The organism is Janthinobacterium sp. FW305-128 (genome assembly GCF_020858135.1).
In the GTDB taxonomy this organism is placed as follows: domain Bacteria; phylum Pseudomonadota; class Gammaproteobacteria; order Burkholderiales; family Burkholderiaceae_D; genus Janthinobacterium.
In genome coordinates this window covers 368,363-391,536 of record NZ_JACYMK010000002.1, presented here as the reverse complement: position 1 = coordinate 391,536, position 23,174 = coordinate 368,363, and the positions used below count along the sequence as shown (strand labels likewise).

19 protein-coding genes are annotated in these 23,174 nt (G+C 64.7%); 14 read left to right on the top strand and 5 right to left on the bottom strand.

Annotation, left to right across the window (positions count from 1 at the left end):
- The first annotated feature begins 24 nt into the window (after positions 1 to 24).
- From IGS60_RS06590 to IGS60_RS06580, 3 genes are read left to right on the top strand one after another with little or no spacing between them, the layout of a single operon-like run.
- Positions 25 to 3,684, top strand: a complete 3,660-nt coding sequence (locus IGS60_RS06590) for a hybrid sensor histidine kinase/response regulator (protein ID WP_230503097.1) — start codon at positions 25 to 27, stop codon at positions 3,682 to 3,684.
- Complete coding sequence (locus IGS60_RS06585) at positions 3,681 to 6,221, top strand: EAL domain-containing protein (RefSeq protein WP_070288429.1); 2,541 nt, start codon at positions 3,681 to 3,683, stop codon at positions 6,219 to 6,221. Before IGS60_RS06590 ends, IGS60_RS06585 begins: the two co-directional genes overlap by 4 nt.
- A 19-nt stretch (positions 6,222 to 6,240) precedes the next feature.
- Complete coding sequence (locus IGS60_RS06580; RefSeq protein ID WP_230503096.1) at positions 6,241 to 6,621, top strand: hypothetical protein; 381 nt, start codon at positions 6,241 to 6,243, stop codon at positions 6,619 to 6,621.
- Here the strand turns inward: IGS60_RS06580 and IGS60_RS06575 are convergent.
- Entirely contained in the window at positions 6,612 to 8,117 is a 1,506-nt protein-coding gene (locus IGS60_RS06575) for an anion permease (protein WP_230503490.1), read from the bottom strand. The genes IGS60_RS06580 and IGS60_RS06575 overlap by 10 nt on opposite strands.
- A gap of 288 nt (positions 8,118 to 8,405) precedes the next feature.
- Here IGS60_RS06575 and lodA point away from each other — a divergent pair, with 288 nt between their 5' ends.
- The 3 genes from lodA to IGS60_RS06560 all read left to right on the top strand — a co-directional run bounded on the left by lodA (position 8,406) and on the right by IGS60_RS06560 (position 12,735).
- On the top strand, positions 8,406 to 10,616 hold the full coding sequence (gene lodA / locus IGS60_RS06570; RefSeq protein ID WP_230503095.1) for a CTQ-dependent lysine 6-oxidase LodA: 2,211 nt from the start codon (positions 8,406 to 8,408) through the stop codon (positions 10,614 to 10,616).
- A 2-nt stretch (positions 10,617 to 10,618) separates the two neighbouring features.
- On the top strand, positions 10,619 to 11,716 hold the full coding sequence (locus IGS60_RS06565; RefSeq protein WP_230503094.1) for a tryptophan 7-halogenase: 1,098 nt from the start codon (positions 10,619 to 10,621) through the stop codon (positions 11,714 to 11,716).
- A 245-nt stretch (positions 11,717 to 11,961) separates the two neighbouring features.
- On the top strand, positions 11,962 to 12,735 hold the full coding sequence (locus tag IGS60_RS06560) for a ferredoxin--NADP reductase (RefSeq protein WP_230503093.1): 774 nt from the start codon (positions 11,962 to 11,964) through the stop codon (positions 12,733 to 12,735).
- A gap of 79 nt (positions 12,736 to 12,814) precedes the next feature.
- Here IGS60_RS06560 and IGS60_RS06555 read toward each other — a convergent pair whose 3' ends face one another.
- Positions 12,815 to 14,455 carry a phosphoethanolamine transferase gene (locus IGS60_RS06555; RefSeq protein ID WP_230503092.1) on the bottom strand — a complete coding sequence of 547 codons (1,641 nt, stop codon included), beginning with the start codon at positions 14,453 to 14,455 and terminating at the stop codon, positions 12,815 to 12,817.
- A gap of 216 nt (positions 14,456 to 14,671) precedes the next feature.
- Here IGS60_RS06555 and IGS60_RS06550 point away from each other — a divergent pair, with 216 nt between their 5' ends.
- Positions 14,672 to 15,253 (top strand): type 1 glutamine amidotransferase family protein, encoded by a 582-nt coding sequence (locus IGS60_RS06550; RefSeq protein WP_070288436.1) that lies wholly within the window; start codon positions 14,672 to 14,674, stop codon positions 15,251 to 15,253.
- On the opposite strand, the gene IGS60_RS06545 is transcribed toward IGS60_RS06550, so the two are convergent.
- The 3 genes from IGS60_RS06545 to IGS60_RS06535 all read right to left on the bottom strand — a co-directional run bounded on the left by IGS60_RS06545 (position 15,250) and on the right by IGS60_RS06535 (position 17,525).
- On the bottom strand, positions 15,250 to 16,728 hold the full coding sequence (locus IGS60_RS06545) for a serine hydrolase domain-containing protein (protein WP_230503091.1): 1,479 nt from the start codon (positions 16,726 to 16,728) through the stop codon (positions 15,250 to 15,252). The two genes, IGS60_RS06550 and IGS60_RS06545, sit on opposite strands and share 4 nt — an antisense overlap.
- 85 nt (positions 16,729 to 16,813) lie before the next feature.
- Positions 16,814 to 17,143 carry a hypothetical protein gene (locus tag IGS60_RS06540; RefSeq protein ID WP_230503090.1) on the bottom strand — a complete coding sequence of 110 codons (330 nt, stop codon included), beginning with the start codon at positions 17,141 to 17,143 and terminating at the stop codon, positions 16,814 to 16,816.
- A 7-nt stretch (positions 17,144 to 17,150) separates the two neighbouring features.
- Positions 17,151 to 17,525 carry a hypothetical protein gene (locus IGS60_RS06535; protein ID WP_070310436.1) on the bottom strand — a complete coding sequence of 125 codons (375 nt, stop codon included), beginning with the start codon at positions 17,523 to 17,525 and terminating at the stop codon, positions 17,151 to 17,153.
- Positions 17,526 to 17,833: 308 nt separating this feature from the next.
- Between IGS60_RS06535 and IGS60_RS06530 the strand changes: the two genes are divergently transcribed.
- The 7 genes from IGS60_RS06530 (at position 17,834) to IGS60_RS06500 (ending at position 23,167) form a co-directional block, all read left to right on the top strand.
- Positions 17,834 to 18,022 carry a hypothetical protein gene (locus IGS60_RS06530; RefSeq protein WP_070218819.1) on the top strand — a complete coding sequence of 63 codons (189 nt, stop codon included), beginning with the start codon at positions 17,834 to 17,836 and terminating at the stop codon, positions 18,020 to 18,022.
- 181 nt (positions 18,023 to 18,203) lie between these two features.
- Positions 18,204 to 18,389, top strand: a complete 186-nt coding sequence (locus tag IGS60_RS06525; protein WP_070218820.1) for a hypothetical protein — start codon at positions 18,204 to 18,206, stop codon at positions 18,387 to 18,389.
- A gap of 78 nt (positions 18,390 to 18,467) precedes the next feature.
- Entirely contained in the window at positions 18,468 to 19,481 is a 1,014-nt protein-coding gene (locus IGS60_RS06520; protein ID WP_230503089.1) for a RimK family alpha-L-glutamate ligase, read from the top strand.
- Complete coding sequence (locus IGS60_RS06515) at positions 19,463 to 20,341, top strand: hypothetical protein (protein ID WP_230503088.1); 879 nt, start codon at positions 19,463 to 19,465, stop codon at positions 20,339 to 20,341. The genes IGS60_RS06520 and IGS60_RS06515 overlap by 19 nt, the downstream gene beginning before the upstream one ends.
- Entirely contained in the window at positions 20,335 to 20,844 is a 510-nt protein-coding gene (locus tag IGS60_RS06510; protein WP_230503087.1) for a MauE/DoxX family redox-associated membrane protein, read from the top strand. The genes IGS60_RS06515 and IGS60_RS06510 overlap by 7 nt, the downstream gene beginning before the upstream one ends.
- A complete protein-coding gene (locus tag IGS60_RS06505) occupies positions 20,844 to 21,398 on the top strand; it encodes a hypothetical protein (protein WP_230503086.1) in 555 nt (184 codons plus the stop codon). The genes IGS60_RS06510 and IGS60_RS06505 overlap by 1 nt, the downstream gene beginning before the upstream one ends.
- Positions 21,395 to 23,167, top strand: a complete 1,773-nt coding sequence (locus IGS60_RS06500; protein WP_230503085.1) for an ABC transporter ATP-binding protein — start codon at positions 21,395 to 21,397, stop codon at positions 23,165 to 23,167. Before IGS60_RS06505 ends, IGS60_RS06500 begins: the two co-directional genes overlap by 4 nt.
- The last annotated feature ends 7 nt before the right edge of the window (positions 23,168 to 23,174 follow it).

Genomic DNA, 23,174 nt, shown 5'->3' with positions numbered 1-23,174 from the left:
TTGCGGCCCGCCCTGGAGCCTGGCATGAAAATCAGGACCAAGCTGATCATCAGTACCACCGTCCTGCTGGCCGGCGTGGCGGCCATGGCGGCGGCCAGCCTGCTGCTGGTGAAAGGCATCGAAACCCATGTCCACGGCTTGACCGACGAGACGGTGCCGCTGTACACGGACGTGTTGCGCCTGCGTTATACCGTGCAGGACATGGCGTCGGACTTTTTCGAGCTGGGCAAGGCGGAAGACCTGGCGCAGCTCGAGCAGGTATCGAACAAGATCGGCGCCAATATCGAGGCCGCCGAGAGCATCAGCGACGATTTGCGGCGCCATGGCGAATCGCAGGCGCCCCGCTACCACGCGGCCTTCGAACGGGAATTCCAGCGCATGCGCGTCGCCGTGCGCAAGCGCCTGGAAAACGAGGCCTATTACAAGGCGCAGGCAACGGAGATGCGGCAAGTGCTGGCGCGGATCAAGGCCGCCGCCAAGGGCGCGCGCAGCAAGATCCGCGTGGTCGACAGCCAGGCCCAGGCCACGGCCGCCGAAGTGCAGCTGCAAAGCCAGCGCCTGAACCAGAATGCCCGCTACCTGACCGACCTGCGCAAGAGCATCCACGACATGCAGATTGCGCTGGCCGAAACGGAAGCCGTGAAGAACCGTTTCCGCATCGCTCCCCTGCGCGAGCGGCTGACGGCGGCCGTCGCGCACCTGGCGGGAACCAGCGAGCGCGACATCAGCCCGGCCCAGCAGACGCTGCGGGCGACCCTGCTGGCCACGGCGCGCCAGATGCTCGATCCCGCCGCCGGCTTGCTGGCCCTGCGCGCCGGCCTGCTGGCCGAGGGCGGCGCCAGCGCGGCGCGGCAGGCTGCCTATCTTGCTCTCAAGGAGCAAACCAGCATGGCCCTGGCCGCTGCCCACCTGCGCCTGGCCGAGGAGCTCGATCCCATCGAACTGCAGCTGGCCATCGGACGCGACCGCATGGCCGAGGCCGGCCGCTACATGCGCACCTCGGCCCGCATCGAGGATGCCAGCGGTGAAATCAACCTTGCCGTCGACGCCATCAGCATCGACGTGGGCGAAGTCATGCTGGGCACGGCCGCCGCCGACGTCACCCGGCTGGGCCAGGATATCGCCCGGCGCATCAGCGCCCTGCACCGCGACATGGCCACCATGCAGGCCTTACAGCAAAGCATAGGCCAGCTGGGCTTGCTGGCCGAAACGAGGGTCGTCAACACCTACCTGGACGCAGTCGAACGCTCGGGACGGCGGCTGGTGCAGGCCAAGGGCAGCGTGCTGGACAGCCAGACGGCGCTGAACGACGTCATCGACCATGTGCGCGCCTTCGAGCGCGAACAGGCCGCCTATTCCGCACAGCAAGTGGCGCGCATCACGGGGCAGCAGCAGGATGCGGTGGCCAAGGTGCGCGACGGCGTGCGGCATGCCTTCGTGCTGATCCTCGGCATCGCGCTGGTCCTGCTGCTGGCCTGCGTGGCCATCACGGGCCTGATCAGCGCATCGATCGCCAGGCCGCTGGCGCGTTTGTCCTACGCGATTGCGCATATCCGCGACGGCAAGGCCCTGTCGGTGCGCGTCGCGCAGCACGGCAGCGACGAACTGGGGCAACTGATCACGGGCTTCAACGGCATGCTCGAGCACGTCGAACAGCGCGACCTGGCGCTGACGCAGGCCAAGGCCGAGGCCGATGCCGCCAACCGCGCCAAATCGGAATTCCTGGCCAAGATGAGCCACGAGATCCGCACGCCGATGAATGGCGTGCTGGGCATGACGGAATTGCTGCAACGCACGGAACTGAGTCCCAAGCAGCGGCGTTTCGTGCACACGGTGCACCGTTCGGGTGAAAGCCTGCTCAGCATCATCGACGACATCCTCGATTTTTCCAAGATCGAGGCGGGCAAGCTGGTGCTCGAACACATCCCTTTCGACCTGCGCCAGGTGATCGACGATGTGGTGGCGCTGTTTGCCAACGGCATCCAGCGCAAGGCCATCGAATTTACCTGCCGCGTTGCCTCCGACGTGCCGCAGCACGTGCGCGGCGACCCCGTGCGCCTGCGCCAGATCCTCACCAACCTGCTCAATAACGCCACCAAGTTCACGGAACGGGGCGAAATTTCCGTCGATGTCAGCTGTCCCGCTGCCGGCCAGATCCGCCTGGAAGTGCGCGACACGGGCATCGGCATGGCGCCGGAAGCGGCGGCGGCCGTCTTCCAGCCGTTCCGCCAGGCCGACAGCACCACCTCGCGCAAATACGGCGGCACGGGTTTGGGCCTGGCCATCATCAAGCAGCTGGCGGAAATGATGGGCGGAAACATTGTGCTCCAGTCCGTGGCGGGACAGGGCTCCAGCTTCGCCGTCACCGTCGTCGTCGGCGAGGTGGCGCCCGAGGATGCGCCGGTGGCGCCGCCGCCGCGCGTGTCGCTCAATTCCTTGAACGTGCTGATCGTGGACGACAACGCCACCAACCGCAGTATCTTGCTGCAGCACGCGATCGAGTGGCAGATGGCCGCCGCCAGCGCCGCCGACGGCGCCGAAGCGCTGGACCTGCTGCAAGGCGCGCTGCGCAGCGGGCGCCCGTTCGACCTGGCGATCATCGACATGCGCATGCCAGTCATGGATGGCGCCGAGCTGGTGCGGGCGATCAAGGGCGACGCGCGCATGGCGGCGCTGAAAATCATCATGCTCAGTTCGATCGACGCCTCGGCCGATCTGCGCCAGGTGACGGCGCTGGGCGTGGAATACTGCCTGACCAAGCCCGTGCGGGCGCTGGAATTGCGCCACTGCATCGAGGCCGTCGGCGGCTTCGACACCCTGGCGCCAGCGACGGCTGCCCTGCCCGCCCCGCCCGATACGGCGGCCCCGGCCGCAAGCCAGGCGCCGCTGCGCATGCTGCTGGTGGAAGACAACGCGATCAACCAGGAAATCGCCCTGGCCATGCTGGAAGACACGGGCTACGAGGCCACGCCGGCCGACAACGGGCGGCGCGCGCTGGCCCTGTGGGAACGCTACCCGTTCGATGTGATCCTGATGGATTGCCAGATGCCGGAAATGGACGGCTTCGAGGCGACCCGGCGCCTGCGCCGCATGGAAGCCCAGCAAGGCCGCAGCCGCACGCCCATCATTGCCCTGACGGCCAACGCCATCCTGGGCGACCGCGAACTGTGCCTGGACGCGGGCATGGACGACTACCTCGCCAAGCCGTACACGCGCGCCGCCCTGCTGGCCGTGCTGGCCCGCTGGCGCCCGCCGGCGGCAGCGGAGACGGTGGAGACGGCGGCGGAAGCCGTCCCGGCGCAGGCTGCCCCGGCGGCGCCGGCTGAAACAGGCTCCATCCTCGACGCGGCCGCCCTGCAAAACCTGCGCGCCATGCGCCGTCCCGGCCGTCCCGACGTGCTCGGCCGCATCATCGATTTGTTTTACAGCGACGCCCCGCGCCTGCTGGGCCAGCTGGAAGTGGCCGCCGGGGCCAGCGACGCCGCGGCGCTGCAGCTGGCGGCGCACACGCTCAAGTCCAGCTGCGCCAACGTGGGCGCGCTGGGCTTGTCGGCCACCTGCCGTGAAATCGAACAATATGCGCTCGGCAATGACGTCGGCGGCGCGCTGCAGCATATCCGCGGCATCCAGCAAGAACTCGACCGTGTCCTCGCCGCCCTGGCCATTGAGAAGGAAACCCCATGAATACCGCACAGCCCCCGCAAGCACTGGTCCTGGTGGTCGATGACGACACCATGACGCGCATCCTCGTGACGGAAGCGCTGGAGCCGGAAGGCTTCCGCATCGAGGAAGCGGCCAGCGGCCTGGAAGCGCTGGCCGCCTTCCAGCGCGGCGTGCCCGACCTGATCCTGCTCGACGTCGCCATGCCCGGCATGAGCGGCTTCGAATGCTGCGCACAGTTGCGCCGGCTGCCCGGCGGCGCGCACGTGCCCATCGTCGTACTGACCGGCAACGACGACGATGACTCCATCAAGCAGGCACTGGAAGCGGGCGCCAGCGATTTCATTTCCAAGCCGATGCAATGGCGGCTGCTGGCGCACCGCTTGCGCTACCTGCTGCGGGCCAGCAGCGCGCTCACCGAGCTGAGCCGTATCCAGGAAAGCCTCAGCCACGCGCAGGCGCTGGCCCGCCTCGGCAACTGGGAATACCGGGGCACCGGCGGCGACGGCTACTGGTCGCCGGAACTGCTGCGCATCCTGGGCCTGGAGGCCGATTCCGGCCCCACCAGCTTCGACCGTTTGCTGCAATGCCTGCCCGAAGACCAGCGGCCCCTGCTGCTCGATGCCTTCATGGAACTGCATGCCAACGGCACCAGCTACAGCCTGGAGCACAAGGTGCGGCAGCCCGATGGCGGCGAGTGCATCGTCTTTCACCAGGCCGAAGCCGTGCGCGAAGGCCATCAGGTGCTGCTGATGCGCGGTACCGTGCAGGACATCACGGAACGCAAGCTGCAGCAAAGGCGCATTGAATACCTGGCCAACCACGATGCGCTGACGGACTTGCCCAACCGCCAGTTGCTGAACGACCGCATCGGCCAGGCCATCGCCCACGCGCGCCGCACCCGTTTGCACCTGGCAACCCTGATGCTGGACCTCGACCGTTTCAAGTTTGTCAACGACAGCTATGGCCACCCCGTGGGCGATGCGCTGCTGCAGGAAGTGGCCCGCCGGCTCAAGCTGGCCGTGCGCGAAGGCGACACCGTGGCCCGCCAGGGCGGCGACGAATTCGTCGTCCTGCTGACGGACCTGCCCGACATCGGGACGGCCGAAGAGATCGTGAAAAAAGTGCTCGAGCTGTTCGCCGATCCTGTCGTGCTGGGCGAACATACCTTGCACGTCAGCACCAGTATCGGCGCCAGCGTCTTTCCCTCCGACGGCGACAGCGCCGACATGCTGCTCAAGACGGCCGACGCGGCCCTGTACAGCGCCAAGGACAAGGGCCGCAATGGCTGCCAGTTCTACAACCACAAGATGGGCGTGCTGGTGGAAGAGCGGGCCGAAATCGAACACGCGCTGCACCAGGCGCTGGCGCTGGGCGAGCTGGAATTGCATTACCAGCCCAAGGTCGACCTCACCAGCGGCAAGATTTATGGCATGGAAGCCCTGCTGCGCTGGCGCCGCGACGGCATCGGGCTGGTGCCGCCGGACCGCTTCATTCCCCTCGCCGAGGAAACGGGCATGATCGTGCCCATCGGCGAATGGGTGCTGCGCACGGCCTGCGCGCAGCTGGGCGTCTGGCATGCCTACGGCTTTACGCACCTGACGATGGCCGTCAACGTGTCGGCACGCCAGTTCCGCCAGGTCGACATGCCGGAACTGGTGCGCGCAGTGCTGGACGACAGCGGCCTGCCGGCGCATTGCCTGGAACTGGAGCTGACGGAGAGCGTGCTGATGCAGAACCGCGACCTCGTGGTGCGGGCGCTGGAGCAGCTGAAGGAAATCGGCGTCACCCTGTCGCTGGACGACTTCGGCACCGGCTATTCCAGCCTGTCCTATCTGAAGCAATTCCCCATCGACGTGGTCAAGATCGACCAATCGTTCATCCGCGACGTGACCGACAGCGTGGATGGCGCGTCGCTGACCCGCTCCATCATCGCCATGGCCAAGTCCCTGCACCTGACCACGGTGGCCGAAGGCGTGGAAACGGAGGGTCAATTGGGTTTTCTCAATACCAACCGCTGCGACGCCATGCAAGGCTATTACTTCAGCCGCCCCCTGCCCGGCGCCGAGATGGATCTGATGCTGCATGCAGGCACCCATTTGCCGCCCGAGAGCTGCCATGCCGTGGCGCCCCAGCGCGTGCTGCTGCTGGTCGATGATGAGGAGCATATCCTGTCCGCCCTGCGCCGCTCGCTGCGCAAGGAAGGCTACCAGATACTCAGCACCACCAATCCGCAGGAAGCGCTGGAACTGGTCGCCTCGCACGCGGTGGGCGTGATCCTCACGGATGCGCGCATGCCGGGCATGTCGGGCAACGAACTATTGCGCCGCATCAAGGGCGTCTATCCCGAGATCGTGCGCGTGATGCTGTCCGGCTACCCTGAATTGCATTCGGTCACGGCGGCCATCAACGAAGGCTCGGTGTACAAATTCATCACCAAGCCGTGGGACGAAACCCTGCTGAAAGACCACTTGCTGGAAGCCTTCCAGCGTTTCGAATCGGGCGTGCAGCGGCCGCCGCGGGGGCCCCACGGCATCGAGATCAGCAACCGCGCCGCCTAGCGCGCCGCCAGGAGCCATCATGCAGGAGCAGCTGTTCTTCGAAGGCTTGCGCGCCCTGGCCGAAGCGGCCTTTCCCAAGCATTGCGCCTGCTGCGGGCGCGTCTTCGCCACGGCGCACGAGTTCATCGGGCAGACACGGGCGATGCGCCAGAATGTCTCGGGGCTCAAGCAAAGTTTCGATGACAACAACGTGGCCATCGTCGAGGTCTACCGCAATTGCCTGTGCGGCTCGACCCTGATGGATTTCTTTTCGGACCGGCGCGACAGGTCCGAACCATCGCTGCGGCGGCGCCAGCTGTTTGAGCGCCTGCTGCCGCTGCTGCAGGAAAAAGGCATGGAACAGGCCGCGGCGCGCGACTATCTGCTGCAAGTCGTGCGCGGCGAGCTGCCTTACCAGTAGCCGAGCACCTTCCACCACGTCGTGCCGACGACGGCAAAGATCAGCAGTTCCACCACGCACATGATGAAGCCGACCCGCCACCAGTTGCCCATCGTCACGAAGCCGCTGCCGAAGATGATGGGCGAGGTACCCGTCGCGTAGTGGGTCAGGGTCATCATGATGGCCGAGCCGGCCGTCATCATCAGCATGAACGGCACGTGGTATTCGGCCGGGATCAGGTGCAGGCCCACCGTCAGGAAGGCCAGCAGCATGGCGCTGATGTGGGCCGTCGTGCTGGCAAAGAAGTAATGCGAAAAGACAAACACCAGCACGAGGACGGCGGCGATCGGCAGCCAGTCCATGCCGCTGGCGACGATGGCCGCCTTCATGCCGGCCGAGAACCAGGCGATCACGCCCGTCTTGTTCAGCTGCTCGGCCATCATGACCAGGGCGCCAAACCACACCAGAGTGTCCCAGGCGCTTTTTTCCGACAGCACGTCGTCCCAGTCGATGGTGCCGGTAATGATCAGCACGAACAAGCCGACAAACGCGACAACCGTCGCATCGAGCGAAAATGCGGGGCCGAACAGCATGGCGGGCACGTTGGCCCACAGCAGCAGCAACAGGGCGAAGGTGCCCAGCATGACTTTTTCCGGCGGCGACAGCGGGCCCATGCCTTTCAATTCCGCCTTGGCGTAGGTGACGGCGTCGGGCGTGGCTTTCAGTTCCGGCGGCGACAGCCAATAGATGATCAAAGGCATCACCAGCAGGCAGACCAGGCCCGGCAGCAGCATGCACAGGGCCCAGGTGGTCCACGTCAGGTGGAAACTCTGGCCGCTGGCCTTGGCGACGAAATCGACCACCAGCGGGTTCGGCGCCGTGGCCGTCAGGAACATAGCCGAGGTGATCGGGTTGGCATGGTAGTTGACGAGGGCCAGATACGTGCCCACCTTCTTTTCCGTGCCCTTGGCCGGGTCCGAATCGAAGGCGTTGGCGATCGATTTCATGACGGGGTGGACGATGCCGCCGCCGCGTGCCGTGTTACTGGGCGTAAATGGCGCCAGCACCAGTTCGCAAATCGCCAGGCCATAGCCGATGCCCATGGTGCGTTTGCCCAGCAGCGAGATGAACAGCAGGCCGATGCGGCTGCCCAGCCCCGTCTTCTTCAGGCCGCGCGATATCAGAATCGCCACGACGATCAGCCAGATCAGAGGATTCGAGAAACTGCTGAGCGCATCCGTGATGGCGCCCTTGGACGAGGTCGACGTCACCTGCGACAAGGATACGATGACGATGGCCATCATCGCCATCACGCCGATCGGCATGACTTTTAATATGATCGCCAGTATCGTGGTGAGGAAGATCGCCACCAGGCCCCAGGCCTTGGGCGTCAAGCCTTCGGGCGCCGGCAGCAATAGCATGCCGACAAGCAAGGCGGTGCAGATCAGGGCGGGGACGAGGCGGAATGGGACGGCTTCCTTGAAATGCAGGAACAGGTCGCGCACTGTTTTATACATCATGATTTCCTTTACTGGACAGGCATCCGGACGGGCAGTGGCGCCCGCTCGGCTTGTGATAATTCTTTTTAGCAACATCATACAAGCTCATACGCAACCGCCCCGCTCCATTACGCGTGCGCGTGCCAGGAAATTCCCGAATCGTTGACTTGAGCGCTATCACAGGAGCGGAATATATTGACGGCCAGTGACAATGGGTGACTTTTTTGGCAATTTTTCTCTGTATCTTTCCCCGTAGCTGCCGCCAGATATGCCACCAGGATTGCCAACCTTTCAGGGGAAAACTTGATGAATAGCACGGAACAGTACTCGATCCACCCATCCATCGGCATCGCCCGCGTGGGCAACAGCCATGATTCGTTCTATCTGGCGCCGGAAACCATCGGCGGGCTGCCGGTCGAAGCGGACGGCAACAACGATCCGCTGCTGGCCGATGGCAAGCCGGTCCACGTTGCCCAGTTCAAGGATGCGGCCGGCCGCGTGCGGCGCCAGGCGGCCAGTTTCCGCATCTACAAGTCCGTGGCGGGACGTCCCGGGGAAAAAGTCCTGGTCGACCTGCAAGACCCGAGCATTGCCAAAATCGAGTGGACAGTGCACGTGGCTAACAAGAAGGCGGCCTGGTGGAACTTCATTCCCCTGCTGGGCGACCTGATGTTTGGCCCGTACAACAGCTATGAAACCTGGGAAAATACGCCGCCCGCCTGGAACCTCACGCCCACGTCCTGGACCAATTTGCGCAACAGCGACGTCACGGGAGAGGCGGCACGGCAAAAACTGATCGTCGATCCGGGACCGCGCACCCTCGACGCGCCGCTGGGCAAGGCCCAGTTCGACAAGGACGGCGCCGGCGCGTACAAGCACGTGTCCTTCCCCGATCCGCAAGCCATCACGCAAGGCTATCCGGTGCGCACCCTGGGAGAAATGCGCACGGATTCGCGCGGCAACTTGCTGGTGATCGGCGCCTATGGCCGCGCCGGCGGCTCGGAAAGCATCACGGGCTTCGGCGGCGGCGATACGTGGAATGATGACGTGGCCGACGGCCCCGTCAGCGCAACCATCCATTTCAAGGATGGCAGCCCCTCCGTGGAACTGAAAGCCTGGGTGGTCATCGGTTCGCCGAAGTTCGCGCCAGAACTGGTGAATATTTCCACCTGGGATGACGTCGTGGCCGACATGGCCATCAAATACAAGAACGCGCTGCCCGAAGCCTATGACGCGGCCCGCTGGAGCGGCAGCGATGGCTGGAACCCCGACTATGTCGTCAATTACGCGCAGGACATTCAGCCATTCCTCGCCAGGATAGGCGATTACCAGTGGGTGGCGACGGTGCCGTCGATGACGGCCTTCATCCGCCCCAACTTCGACGTGGCCGATGCCTCGGAAGCGAACCGGCCGCAGCGGGAAAAATTCCTCAGCTATTTCAGGAAGCCGTCGGCCATCCGGCCCGGCACCAAGGAACAGGTGCCGGGTTTTACGGGCGGCCAGGGCGGACAATTGTTCAGCGCCGCCACCACGGACAATCCCGGCGCGGGCATCCCCCTCGTGCCCTTGAATTCAGGCAGCAATTCCGTGCGCAACAACGTCATCAGCAAGTTTTCGGTACTGACGGATACGCAATATTTTGCCTTGCAGCAATGGGCGGCCGGCAAATTCGCCCCCGACGCGCCGGGCCTGGCCTTGCCGGGCATCGACCCGCTCGACCACGCGACCATCGGCAATTGCGTCGGCGAACCCATGTGTCCCGGCATCGAAGTGACGTGGAGCGTGCGCAATCCCGTCATCTACGAGAAACCGTACGCCATCCTGCACCGCGTGGATGCCGACTACGCCAAAAACGGCCTGTCGCCGGGCCGCGACGAGTGCGAACCGCTGGACTGGAGCGATCCGACGCTCGGCACCGGCTGCGAACCGGGCGACCTGACCAAGCGCATGGCGATTCCATGGCAAGCCGACTTCTATGACTGCTCCGTGCAGATGATCAACTTCGACAATCCGGATATCGTCAAGAATCCCGATTCGCTCATTCCCGTGCCGCCCACCTATTACGCCTACTGGTGGCCGCCGCAAAGCCCGTGGAACGTGATCAATGGCGCCACCACCAAGGAAGAACAGGCGCTCGCCGGCGTGCCGGCCGGCATGCAGGTGATGTACAGCCGCGGCATGAACAGTTTTTCGCAGATGATCAGCTCCTGGCACTACCTGGGTTTCATCGTGAACCAGAACGAGGATGCCGAATCGGGCCGCCAGTATCCGTACTTTGTGGAAAAGGAGCGCAATCACGCGAAATTCGTGGCTGCCAGCGTCGGGGTCGGCAATGCCAGCAGTTTCATCACGGGCGACGATGCCAACTACCTGCCTGCGTGGTTCCTCAAGGATGAAGATCCGCAGACGGCGCCCGAGAAGGCCTCGCAGCTGTTTGCCAGCGGCGGCGCGCAAGTGGCCCTGCATGACACGCCGAAGAAAATCATGCCGGCCAACCGGCGCCGGTTTTCCCATTGAGCATGTCTTCATTGCGCGGTTACGACGTCGTCATTGTCGGCGGCGGTGCCGCCGGCACGGCCGCCGCCCTGACCCTGGCCCGCTACACGGGCTTGCGCATCGCCTTGCTGGAAAAGCAGCTGTTCGACGATTACCGGGCCGGCGAAACGGTCTCGTCGTCCATCTTCTCGATGCTGGACTTTCTGGGCGTGGGCCGCGACCTGCTGGACGGCGCCCAGCTGCCCGCGTTTTCCCACGCGGCCGCCTGGGGCAGCGCGGAACTGATGTCGCGCGACGCCGTCTTCAGCAGCCATGGCCACGGCCTGCACCTGGACCGCCGGCATTACGACGCCATCCTGCTGGAGCAGGCGCGCCAGGCGGGCGTGGAGCTGTGGCGTCCCGCCCAACTGGTGCAGCTGGAACACGGCGACCCATGGCGCTTGCGCGTGGCGGCCGGCGGGCAGGAAGTGGACCTGACGGCCCGTTACCTGATCGATTGCAGCGGCAAGCAGGCGGCCATCGTGCGCCAGCGCAAGCGCCCCATCCACACGCAAGACGCGCTGGTGGCGCTGTACGCCTATTATCAGTTGCAAGAACCGCAATTCCTGCCCCACCGCACCCTGGTGGAAACGACGGAGCACGGCTGGTATTATGCGGCGCCCCTGCCCGGCGACCGCGTGGCGCTGGCCTTCATCACGGATGCCGACATCCTCAAGCGCCTGCGGCTGAAGGAGGAAGCGCCCTGGCGCGAGGCCGCCATGGGCACGCGGCACGTGCGCGATATCATGCCGCGCCTGCCCGCGCCGAACGCCCTGCGCCACTATGCGATTCACAGCCGCGTGGCCTCGCTGCCGGCGGACGACAACTGGACGGCGGCGGGCGACGCGGCCGCCTGCTTCGACCCCATCTCCTCACTGGGCATCGGCCAGGCCATGGCGTCGGGCATCCATGCGGCGCGGGTGGCGGAAGCCTGCCTGGCGGGCGACCGGGGCATGGCGGCGGGCTACCGGCGCAGCGTCTTCGCCTCGTTTGAAACCTATCTGCAGATGCGGCGCGGCTTCTACGGCGCCGAACAGCGCTGGCCGGAGGCGCCATTCTGGCAACGCCGGGCCGCATCCTGATGCCGCCGGCGAAAAACTGAGCCAGGTCAAGAGACCGCATGCCCACGGCCCGTTTCCGGGCGAATTTCAGCCCCGCCTTGCCGTTCGCACTATAATGTCGGCACCGCGTGCGGCAGCATTGGCGGCGATAGACGGTAACAATTTCGTGTGGAGGCCAGTACAATAGCGTCTGGGCCTACACAGGGTTTCACTTTTGCCAGCAGTTGCCAGCAACTAACCATTTTTTTGACCAGCCAACAAATACTATGAGTTCGATGAATGAAGAGCGCGTTTTAAGCGTGCACCACTGGACGGATACCCTGTTCTCCTTTACCACCACGCGCGACCCGTCGCTGCGTTTCTCGAATGGCCACTTCACCATGATCGGCCTGCGCGTCGACGGCAAGCCATTGCTGCGCGCCTACAGTATCGCCAGCGCCAATTACGAAGACCACCTGGAATTTTTCAGCATCAAGGTGCCGGGCGGCCCCCTGACGTCGCGTCTGCAACACTTGCAAGTGGGCGACACCGTCATCGTCGGCCGCAAGCCGACCGGCACCCTGGTGTCCGACTACCTGCTGCCGGGCAAGCGCCTGTACATGCTGTCGACGGGCACGGGCCTGGCGCCTTTCCTCAGCATCGTGCGCGATCCGGACATCTACGAACGCTTCGACGAATTGATCCTCGTGCACGGCGTGCGCCAGGTCGACGAACTGGCTTACCACGACTTGCTGGAAGAACATCTGCCGAAGCATGAGTTCCTGGGCGAAATGGTCAGCGACAAGCTGCGCTACTACCCGACCGTGACGCGCGAAGACTTCCGCAACATGGGCCGCATCACGGAACTGATCGAGAACGGCAAGCTGGCCAAAGACCTGGGCGTGCCGGAACTCAATCCTGTCGAAGACCGCGTGATGATTTGCGGCAGCTCCGAGATGCTGCGCGACCTGAAAGACATGCTGGAAGCGCGTGGCTTCAAGGAAGGCAATACCTCGACGCCTGGCGACTTCGTTGTCGAGCGCGCATTCGCCGAGAAGTAATCGAGAGCAAATCCGCAGCAAATTCAGGGGCCCGGCCCCGCCGCTTCCCGCGGCGGCGCCGGGCCTTTTCATTGCCGGCTCAACGGGCCAGCACTGGACCGCGCTGGTACTGCAAACCATTCATGAAGCGCTGCACGGGCGTAAAGGCACTGCTGAGGATATCGTCATGCGCGGCGTAATAGCGCGTCTCGATCTTCAGCAAGCCCAGCACGGTCGCATCGAGCTTGTCCGTCTGATACGGCCGGCTTTCCAGCGCGGCGCGCGCGGCCGTCGACTGCGGCGCTTGCTGGTTATCCCAGATCAACATGGGGATTTCATAGCCGCTCTTGTCCGACGCGGAATGGCCCGCGTGATTGCGGCTGTAGCCCACTTCCTGCCCATGGTCGGAGACGAACAGCAAGGAGGCGGCCCGGCCGGTCTTGGCCGTTTCCGCCATGCCGATCAGGGTGCCCAGCACGTAATCGCCATAGCGGATGGCGTTATCGTATTCGTCGCGCTGGTTGCGTATCCAGCTGGACCTGCCCTGGCTGGCCATCTGCGCGCTGACGGCGTCCTGCGCCCGGTCGAAATGGGCGAAGCGGCGGGGATAGCGCATGTCATAGCTGGGATGCGCGCCCAGCAAGTGCACGACGATGAGCTTTTTCGGCGCCGCGTCGCGCAGCGCATGGGCGAATGGCTGGAACAGGTTGCCGTCAAAATTGTTTTCTCCACGGCCGGTGCCGTAGTTGATGAAGTCGCTTTCATCGGCCTCTCCCGCCAGCAGCCCGATCCAGCCGTCGTTGCGCGTCTGGTTCGAGACCCAGAACGTCTTGTAGCCGGCCGCCTCGGCCAGCATCAGCAGATTCGGCTTGGCCATCCACGCATCGGGGTTGCCGATATCGGCCGGCGTGAGCATGGTCATCATCGATTCCACCGTGCTGGACGCGGGCGAAATCACGTCATTGAATACCAGCAGCTTAGCCCGCATGGCGTCGAGCCGGGGCGTGGTCGCGCGCGGATAGCCGTACAGCGACATCGAGGCGCGGTTGGTGCTCTCGCCGATCACGAGGATGACGGTACGCGCCTCCTCGCCCGCATAGCGCACATTCCAGTCGCGCGGCGCGGCCATGGCCGCCGTCAGCGCATGCTGCATCGATTTCATCGCGTCCAGCTGCGCGCTGTACTGCTGGTAGCGCAGCGGCCAGAACAATGCCGGATTTTCGCGCCGCATGGTGGTATTGACGTGCAGCAGCACCAGAAACACGGCCATGCCGGCGGCAAAGGCTTTGTGCGGCCAGCCCGGCCCGGTACCGGCGCGCGACGCCTGCCAGCGCTGCAGCTGGCGGTCGGCCAGCAGCACGGCCGCCGTCACGAGCACAAACCAGCCAGCCGCTTGCGCCAGGGCGACGCTGTTATGCAGGAAAAATTCTCCCGTTTCCGCTTGATCTGTCGCAAACATGGCCTGTAAAACGGCATTGGGATTGGGCCGCATGCCAAAATAGCCACGCAAGAAGCCTTTTACGGCGGCGTCCAGGTAAAACACGGGCACGACGACGCGCACCAGCACGGTGATCGCGCCGGAACTGCCACGCCATGCGTGCAGCACGCCGCCCACGCCCAGCAGGAAGGCCGCCAGCAAGACGCTCAATTTCAGGCATTCATTCGCGCTTAACTGATCGAAGAGGAAGAAAATCAGCAGGCCAGCAATGCTGAACAGGACACGGCAAAACAGAATCAGCATGGAGGCGATGGAGAGTAAGCATTGAACAAGGACAAGCCCGCGCGGACGGGCCAGCGATTGTAGCGCAGTCTGTTGCAACTTGTACCATCGTTTCCTGCGCCCTGCTGATTCACGCATGCTACTGACAGAAATTGTCAGTGCTTTTTATTATGATTTCGGCACCAGCTGGCCAGCCAGCCAGTACTATTGATATCTCCACCTGCGACAGGACTTTTCATGACACGTGCCATTACCATACTGACCGAAAACTTTGCCGATTGGGAAACCGCCCTGCTCAATTCCACGGCGCGCCTGTACTACGGTTTTTACACGCAGTTCGCCACGCCGGGCGGCTTGCCCGTCACATCGTCCGGCGGCATGCTGGTCACGCCGCAGCTGGCGCTGGAAGATATCGTGCTCGAGGAACTCGATTTGCTGATGGTGTGCGGCGGCAGCCACTGGCAAAGCGGCAAGGCGCCCGACCTGGGACCCCTGCTGCGCGCGGCGCGCGACAAGGGCGTGGTGCTGGCCGGCATTTGCGACGGCACGCGCGTGCTGGCGCAGGCGGGCGTGCTCGACACCGTGCGCCATACGTCCAACAGCGCGGGCAACTTGCTGGAAACGGGCTATGCTGGCGCCGCCCTGTACCAGGACGTACCGTGGGCCGTTGCCGACCAGCGCATCATCACGGCGCCCGGCACGGCGCCCGTCACCTTCACCAAGGAAGTCTTGCGCGCCCTGGGCATCGCCGACGACAACCTGACGGCCTACCTGGCCATGCATGGGTCCGAGCACGGCCAGGCCGCGGCGGCGCGCTAATCCGGGGAAAGCACGCGCAAACGCGCCACGGCATGCGTGTTGCCCGGGTCCAGCTCCAGCGAACGGCGGTAATGCGTGACGGCCAGCGCCGTGGCGCCATCGGCCTCATACGCTTCGGCCAGGCTGTCGTGGCCATTCGCCCCTTGCGGATACAGCTGCACACCCAGCTGGAAGACGGCCACCGCCTGTTTCGGCTGCTGCCGGCCCAGCAAGCGGTAGCCCCAGGCATTCAGGTCGTCGTCGGCGGGTGCAGGCAGCCCATGCTGGCGCCGGATGGCCGCCAGTTTCTGCTCCAGCCCTTCAAAGCCCGTGCCGGCCGCCTTGTTGCGCAATAGATGCGCGGCATACGCGCCGCCCCGCTGCTGGCGCAGGGCGGGAAGGTAAAAGCCGGCAATGGTATCGATCAGCTGTTCCGGCTGGCCGCCAGCCAGGTTGCTCAGGATAATGACGGCCAGGCCATCGTCGGGATACACATAGAAGGCCGAGCGGCCGCCGCCGATGCCGGCCACGGCGCGGTGGCCATCGCGGCCGATGGTGGGCCAGCCCAGCGCCCACGGCGCCGGCTTGCCGTCATTCAAACTGGTCGGCTGCCACAGCCGTTCCACACTGGCGGGCGCCAGCAAGCGCCCCGACTGCAGCGCGATGAGCCAGTTGGCCAGTTCGCCCGCATTGCTGTTGATGCCGGCCCCGGCGCGCATGAAGACGGGAAAGTCCTCGATCACGTTGCGGTAGCCGTTGCCGCCCCGGTCCAGCACGTAGGAACTGGCCTTGCCCACGACCACGTCCTTCGCATCGCCAAAGCCGCTGTGCGGCATGCCCGCCACGTCGAACTGCCGGTGCCGGATGAAGTCGGTAAAGGGCTGGCCGCTCTGGCGCTCGATCAATTGCGCCAGCAAAACGTAATTGGTCTGGTTGTAGCGGTAGCGCTGGCCTGGCGGGGCTTCCACGGGCAGCGCCTGCACGGCGCTCCACGCCGCAGCGGCGTCGTCCGGTTGCGGCCCCACCAGCTTGCCGCTGCGCTGGTCGAGCACGTCGGGCAAGCCCGAGGTATGGTTGAGCAATTGCGTTACCGTCACGGCTTGCCAGGCTGCAGGCAGCCCCGTCAGGTATTGGCCGATGGGCGCGGCCAGGTCGATCTTGCCCTCCTGCACCAGCTGCATCACGGCCACGCCCGCAAACGCCTTGGTGGCCGAGTTGATGGAAAACAGGCTGGCGTCCGTCACGGGCACCTGATATTGCAGGCTGGCCAGGCCGAAATTGCGCTTTAGCAGGACCTTGCCGTGCCGGATCACGGCCAGTTGCAGCCCGGGAATCTGGCGCTCCCGCATTTCGCTGCGCACAAAGGCGGCAATTTCCTGTTCCGCGCGCGATGCCTGCGATGAGTTGGCGGGGGCGGCAGTGGCGATCGAGGTGACGGGAGCTGCCACGGCGGCAAGCGCCATGACGAGCAGGACGGATGGGAGGCGTGGCTTCAAGATGCGGCTTTCGACAGTTGAAAACGGAACCGCAGCATCCCATACCTATTTGTCAACGTCAACGACAATCTTGCCGATTAGAAAGTTACTCTTCCAGCCACACATCTTCATACCCTTGCCGGTCGAGAATGAACTTGACGCCGCTGGGCAAGGCCAGGTAATCGACCACCTGCGGCAGCATCTCGTGCAGGTGCTCCGCATGCAGCGGCTGGTAAAAGCCGCTGGCGTCGTCGTGTTCGCCGCAGTGGATGAACCAGCTGATGGTGCCGTTTTCCGGCAGCACGATGCGGGTGCCGTAGATGGGCGACTGCGCCAGGCTGCCGATGGCCAGGGCCACCATGGGTTCGGGCGCCTGCGCCGGCAAGCCGAATTTGTCGCAGATGCGTTGCTGTGTTTCGCTGATCAGTTCAGTCATGGTGCTCTCAGGATCCGATGTAGCGGTAATGGAGGCGCAGCGCGCCATCGTGGCCGGACATTTCCAGGTGCAAAATCGCTTCGCCCGGCTTGCCGTCGGCCAGCAACAGGCATTCCAGGCCCAACGGGCCGTCGCCGGTGGCGTACACATCGACGCCGGGCCGGCCGCCCTTGCCCGGCACAAAGGCGTGCGCCAGCGGCGTCAGGGACAGCGCCTCGTTGGCCGCAAAGTAGCTGTCGAGCATGTCGACGATCTCCGCGGCCACGGCCGGCGACAGACCCCAGTCGCGTTGCAGCGCAACAGGATCGCGCCCGTTCAGCGTCTGCACGAACGCTGCGGCCTGCGCGTACGCCAGCTCTCGCAGGCTGTCAGTAACTGTCATTTCCATATAGCGACTCCCGCCTTCTCCATTCAACAGGCGCCATTATAGTGCGTGGCCGGGCGCATAGTCGATCCGTTTGCCATCCATAATCAAACGGCTTGCCGATCATTTAAAACACCGCCTTTATTATTTATCGCACTGCAATAACATAAATGGCCGGCGTGATATTTGGTGAGTATCTCGGACATATAATCGCGAATACGGTTGATTTCCAATTGACGCTTATTTATTCCGGCGCTAATATCGAATGGCCATATACCATGGCACACAGCGCAAGCAGTACTTAACCATCACAAGAGGATAGTACAATGCAAAACCAATCCAAATTGTTCGCATTCAAACTGGCTGAAAAACAGGTACAAAAACAGGCGGCGCCCGCCACCGCCTGGAAAGTGCGCGACGGCGTCGCCGTGGCCGGCTGCACCGCCGTCGGCACCAATGATCAATATCGCGACTCTTCGCGTCTCAAGCCGAACGACAGCGGCCAGTATTGCTGATTTCCGGCACGCCATAACCCCGCCCGGCGCGGGGTTGCATATATTCCCCATATTCAAACCGGCGCCGTGCGGCGCGGATTTTCCGCGCGCAATGAATATATGAACCCCTCTCAATTGGAGATGCCATTCTTTAAAGCAGTTATCGGTAAAAATCGAAACATAACCATTAACAGAGGATCTCATGCACGATAAAACCAAGCTGTTCGCATTCAAACTGGCGAAAAAAAAGGAAGAGGAAAAACCGGCGCGTCCTGCGCCCTGGAAAGTACGCGACGGTGTCGCCGTGGCCGGCTGCACGGCGGTCGACAGCGAGGAACAATACCGTTATTCGCGCGTCGGCTCGAGTGACGGCGGAGAATTCTGCTGATCGTTGCGCCAACTGAAAGCCTTGCCGCGGCAAGGCTTTTTCATCTTCCCGATTTTCCGCTACTGCAGGCTCTCCGACATGCATAAAAAGGTTTTGATTATCAGCCATAGCGGCGACCTGCACGCCGACCTGGTGGCATCGATTCTCGCCGACCGCGGTCATGCCCCCTTCCGTATCGATCTCGACGCCTTTCCCCGCGATTACCAGCTGTGCCAGCGCATGCTGGGCGGCCAGGCCAGCGCGCGGCTGCGCCGCCTGCCCGACGGCGACTGGCTGGACCTGCGCCAGGTAGGCGCCGTCTGGCTGCGCAAGGCGGCCGACTACGCCTATGCCAGCGCCGACCTGACGCCGCAGGAACGCGCCTACGCCCGGCTGGAAACGGAACAGGCCATCTTCAGCGTGCTGTACAGCCTCGATTGCTACTGGCTCAGCCATCCGCTGGCCCTGCGCGGCGCCCAATGGAAAGGCGAGCAGCTGGCACGGGCTGCACGCATGGGCTTTCGCGTGCCCGCCACCGTGATCAGCAACGTGCCCGACGACGTGCGCGCTTTCCGCGCCGCCGTCGGCGGACCCATCATTTTCAAGAGCATGTCCACACCCACCCTGGCGGCCGAAACGGTCGGGGATGCAGACAGGGTCAGCGGCGGCATAGGCACCACCGTCGTCGACGATGCCATGCTCGACAGCCTGGACGCCGTCAGCGAACTGAGCTGCCAGTTCCAGGAATATATCGCCAAGCAATATGAACTACGGATCACCGTGATCGGCAAGCAGCTGTTTGCCGCCCGCCTGTATTCGCAGGACGATGCGCGCACGGCCATCGATTCGCGCGACATGTCGGCGCCCATCCGCTACGAAGCGGCGACCTTGCCGGACGACATACACGAGCGCTGCCTCGCTTTCGTGCACAGCTATGGCCTCGAGTACGGCGCGCTGGACCTGATCGTCACGCCCGAGGGTGAGTATGTTTTCCTGGAAAACAATCCTGTTGGTCAATTTTTATATGTGCAACAACTGGTGCCCGCCTTGCCCCTGCTGGAAAGCGTCGCCGATATCCTGATCGAAGGAGCGTTATGCCACAGCCGGACCTGACCCTGCTGCCTTCGCAGCTGCGCGCACTGGAGCAGGCGCGCGACAGCCGCGCCATCGTCCTGGCCGCCTCGCACCTGGACATGGAGCTGTTGCCCGCCCTCTACGAAATGTGCCAGGGCATCGGCCCCATGGCGCGCCTCGACGTGGTGCTGCACGGACGGGGCGGCATCGTCAACGCGGCGCGCCGCATCGCCCTGCTGCTGCGCCAGCATGCGCGCCACCTGAGCTTTATCGTGCCCTTCCACTGCCAGTCGGCCGCTACCCTGCTGGCCCTGGGCGCCGATGAAATCATCGCCGGCGACCTGGCCCTGTTCTCGCCCATCGACCCGCAGCTCGACGGCGTGGACGGCGGCGCCATTTCCAGCCTGGACATCAAGGTCTTCGGCGACATGGCGCAGCAGTGGTTCGGCGTCGATGCCGGCGAAGCGCGCCAGCAATCCTTGTCCCTGCTGTGCGGCAGCATCTTTCCCCCGTCCCTGACGGCCTTTTACCGCACCACGCTGGAACTGGCGCAAATCGGCGAGGAATTGCTGGCCTGGCAATTGCCCGATGCCACGCAAGAGGCGCGGCGCGCCATCGTCGCGCAATTGGTGACCGGATACCACTCGCATAACTATGCCTTGACGCGCGAAGAGCTGGCCCGGCTGGGCTTGAACATGGCGCGCGATGCCCAGGCTGAACGGCTGGGCTGGGCCATCTCGACCCAGTTGCAGGCGCACATAGGCGGCGCCCTGCGCAGCGCCCCCGACGAACCGTGGAACGATGCGCTGCTGGCCTCGCGCGACGGCGTGCAGCTGCGGCGCCAGCGTCCGGGCGGCTTCGCACCGCTGTGGACCGCGCAAACGGGGGCAGCATGCTGACGGCATTGCTGTCTGATATCGCGCGCTGCTGCATCGCCTTGCTGCTGCTGGCGGCCAGCGTGGGCAAGCTGCGCAGCTACGGGGAATTTCGCGGCAACCTGACCGACTCGTTCGGCCTGCCGCCCGCCGCAGCCACAGGCGCCGCGCCGGCCCTGGTGGCGGCAGAACTGCTGCTGGCCGGCTGGCTGCTGGCCGGCGGCGCCCGGCTGCCGATGCTGCTGTCGCTCTTGCTGTTAAGCGCTCTCACCGGCGTGCTGGCCTGGCGCTACTTCACGCACAGCGTGGTGCGCTGCAGTTGCTTCGGCGAAGCGGCGCGACCCGTCTCGCAGTACGACTTGCTGCGCAACGCGCTGGCGGTGGGCATCAACGGCAGCTACTGTGCGCTGGCGCAAGATGCGGCCTTGCCCGTCGCCACCACTGTATTGGCGGCCGGCTTGGCGGCCATCGCCTGCGTGGCCATCATTTCCCTGCACGACATCGCCACCCTGGCAAAGGCCGGCTGATGGATGCCACGACCTTGCAACTGGTGCTGGCGGTGCTGGCGTTTGCCATCGCCGGCAATCTCTGGCTGACTCTGGCCGTGCTGCGCGCCAGCCGCCGCGAAAGGCTGGCGCCCACGGCGCTGGCGCCGGGCGAGCCCCTGCCTGCCGTGCAAGCCCGCCCGCTGGCTGGCGGCGCGCGTTTCCAGCCGGGCGCCCCCGGCCAGGCGGCCGTGCTGCTGTTCCTCGCCAGCCGCTGCCCGAAATGCGCGGATAAGCTGGCCGGCATCGAACGGCTGCTGCCGTTGGCGCGCAATGCGGGCCTGGCCGTGTGGCTGCTCAGCGAGGAAGCGCCGCGCCGCCTGCGCGCCTTTCTGCCCGACGGCCCCTTGCGGGCGGCGGCGGCACGCGTCAGCCTGCGCGACTACCGGCGCGTCAATCCCCAAATGAGCTCGCCGTCCTATGTCTTTGTCAATCACCAGGGACGCGTGGAAGCGGCCGGCCTGATCGGCGACGCAGACTGGCTGGCCCTCGTCGGACAATTGAACGCCGAACCGTCACAGGAGCGCGCCGCATGAGCAATATCAACTTCGGCCCGCATTTTGAACGCCTGCGCCTGCTGTACCCCGTGCGCTGGCGCATTGCCGCCGGCCTGCTGTGCATGGCCCTTACCGTGGGCGCGCAGCTGGCCTTTCCGCAAGCCATCGCGTATTTCATCGACAACGTGACCGCCCTCACCCGGCACGGCGTCACGCCGGGCATGGTCGCCGCCATGCTGGCCTTCAGCGTGCTGTATGCGCTGGCTTCGGCCGCGCGCTTCTACCTGCTGCAATCGAGCGGCCACATGGTTGTCATGGGCGTGCGCCGGCGCCTGTTCGACGTGGTGATCAACCAGCCCATCGCCTTCTTCGACAAGCACCATGGCGGCGAGCTGAACAGCCGGCTCACGTCCGACGTGTCGGCCCTGCATGAAAGCCTGACCATCGGCGCGGCCAACGCCCTGCGCTCGCTGTGCGTGTTTTTGGGCGGCATCGCCATGCTGCTGCAGCTGTCGCCCATGCTGAGCCTGCCGCTGGCCTTGTTCATTCCCATCAGCCTCTATCTCGGCAAGTTATCCGGCAGCAATTACCGGCAGCGCGCGCGGGCCATTTCGGCCACCCTGGCCGCCAGCGGCAAGGTGGCGCAGGAATATTTTGCCCATGCGCGCCTGGTGCAGGCGTTCAACCAGCAAGGCGGCGCCATGGCCCGTTACGCGCAAGCCATGCGGGAGCTGCTGGAGGTGTCGCTGGCCGGTACGCGGCTGCTGGCCGTGTTTCAGGGCGCGCAGGGGCTGCTCGCTTTTGTTGCCCTGCTGACCACCCTGTGCTTCGGCGCCCACCTGATCGGCCAGGGCCGCCTGAGCGTGGGCGAGCTGACGGCCTTTGTCATCTATGCCAGCATGGTGACGGACACGGCCGGCTCCATCAGCGAGTTCTGGAACACCTGGATGCGCACCATGGGCTCGACCGACCGCATCTTCGAGATCCTGCGCAGCCACCGTGCCGTGCCCGAGGCGCCGCCGCAGCCGCCGCTGGCGGGCCACATCGCGCTGCGCGACGTGCGTTTTGCGTATCCCGAGCGCGTACAGGTCGCGGCCCTCGACGGTGTCAGCCTGTCCATCCGCGCGGGCGAAAAGATCGCCCTCGTCGGCGCCTCGGGCGCGGGCAAGTCCACCATCGCCAGCCTGGTGCTGGGCCACTACAAGATGGACGCGGGCAGCCTGCAATTCGACGGCATCGACGCGCAGGTGCTGGGCGTGACGCAGTTGCGGCGCCAGATGGCCGTGGTGGAGCAGGAGCCGGCCCTGTTTTCCGGCAGCATCGCCGACAATATCGCCTTTGCCGTGCCGGACCGGGTCGTGGCGCGCGAAGCGATGGTGGCGGCAGCGCGCCTGGCGCACGCGCACGATTTTATCGCGGCCTTTCCGGACGGCTACGACACCCTCGTGGGCGAACGGGGCGTGCAATTATCGGGCGGACAGAAGCAGCGCATCGCGATTGCCCGCGCCATCCTGCGCGCGCCGAAAATCCTGATTCTGGACGAGGCCACCAGCGCGCTCGACGCGGCCAGCGAACAGCTGGTGCAGCGTGCCCTCGATGCGCTGATGCAAGGGCGTACCACCATCATCATCGCCCACCGCTTTTCCACCATCGTCAAGGCCGACCGCATCATCGTCATGGACAAGGGCCGGATTTGCCAGCAAGGCACGCACGCCGAGCTGCTGCGCGCGGGCGGCCAGTATGCGCGGCTGATGCAGCAGCAGCTGTCGCAATTCCAGCAGTTGCATGACAGTACAGCCACCCTGTAGAGTGGGC

Bases quoted from the DNA above. Each gene is read 5' to 3' on its own strand.
- IGS60_RS06590 (WP_230503097.1), top strand. From the start codon at position 25: ATGAAAATCAGGACCAAGCTGATCATCAGTACCACCGTCCTGCTGGCC.
- IGS60_RS06585 (WP_070288429.1), top strand. From the start codon at position 3,681: ATGAATACCGCACAGCCCCCGCAAGCACTGGTCCTGGTGGTCGATGAC.
- IGS60_RS06580 (WP_230503096.1), top strand. From the start codon at position 6,241: ATGCAGGAGCAGCTGTTCTTCGAAGGCTTGCGCGCCCTGGCCGAAGCG.
- IGS60_RS06575 (WP_230503490.1), bottom strand. From the start codon at position 8,117: ATGTATAAAACAGTGCGCGACCTGTTCCTGCATTTCAAGGAAGCCGTC.
- lodA (WP_230503095.1), top strand. From the start codon at position 8,406: ATGAATAGCACGGAACAGTACTCGATCCACCCATCCATCGGCATCGCC.
- IGS60_RS06565 (WP_230503094.1), top strand. From the start codon at position 10,619: ATGTCTTCATTGCGCGGTTACGACGTCGTCATTGTCGGCGGCGGTGCC.
- IGS60_RS06560 (WP_230503093.1), top strand. From the start codon at position 11,962: ATGAGTTCGATGAATGAAGAGCGCGTTTTAAGCGTGCACCACTGGACG.
- IGS60_RS06555 (WP_230503092.1), bottom strand. From the start codon at position 14,455: ATGCTGATTCTGTTTTGCCGTGTCCTGTTCAGCATTGCTGGCCTGCTG.
- IGS60_RS06550 (WP_070288436.1), top strand. From the start codon at position 14,672: ATGACACGTGCCATTACCATACTGACCGAAAACTTTGCCGATTGGGAA.
- IGS60_RS06540 (WP_230503090.1), bottom strand. From the start codon at position 17,143: ATGACTGAACTGATCAGCGAAACACAGCAACGCATCTGCGACAAATTC.
- IGS60_RS06535 (WP_070310436.1), bottom strand. From the start codon at position 17,525: ATGACAGTTACTGACAGCCTGCGAGAGCTGGCGTACGCGCAGGCCGCA.
- IGS60_RS06530 (WP_070218819.1), top strand. From the start codon at position 17,834: ATGCAAAACCAATCCAAATTGTTCGCATTCAAACTGGCTGAAAAACAG.
- IGS60_RS06525 (WP_070218820.1), top strand. From the start codon at position 18,204: ATGCACGATAAAACCAAGCTGTTCGCATTCAAACTGGCGAAAAAAAAG.
- IGS60_RS06520 (WP_230503089.1), top strand. From the start codon at position 18,468: ATGCATAAAAAGGTTTTGATTATCAGCCATAGCGGCGACCTGCACGCC.
- IGS60_RS06515 (WP_230503088.1), top strand. From the start codon at position 19,463: ATGCCACAGCCGGACCTGACCCTGCTGCCTTCGCAGCTGCGCGCACTG.
- IGS60_RS06510 (WP_230503087.1), top strand. From the start codon at position 20,335: ATGCTGACGGCATTGCTGTCTGATATCGCGCGCTGCTGCATCGCCTTG.
- IGS60_RS06505 (WP_230503086.1), top strand. From the start codon at position 20,844: ATGGATGCCACGACCTTGCAACTGGTGCTGGCGGTGCTGGCGTTTGCC.
- IGS60_RS06500 (WP_230503085.1), top strand. From the start codon at position 21,395: ATGAGCAATATCAACTTCGGCCCGCATTTTGAACGCCTGCGCCTGCTG.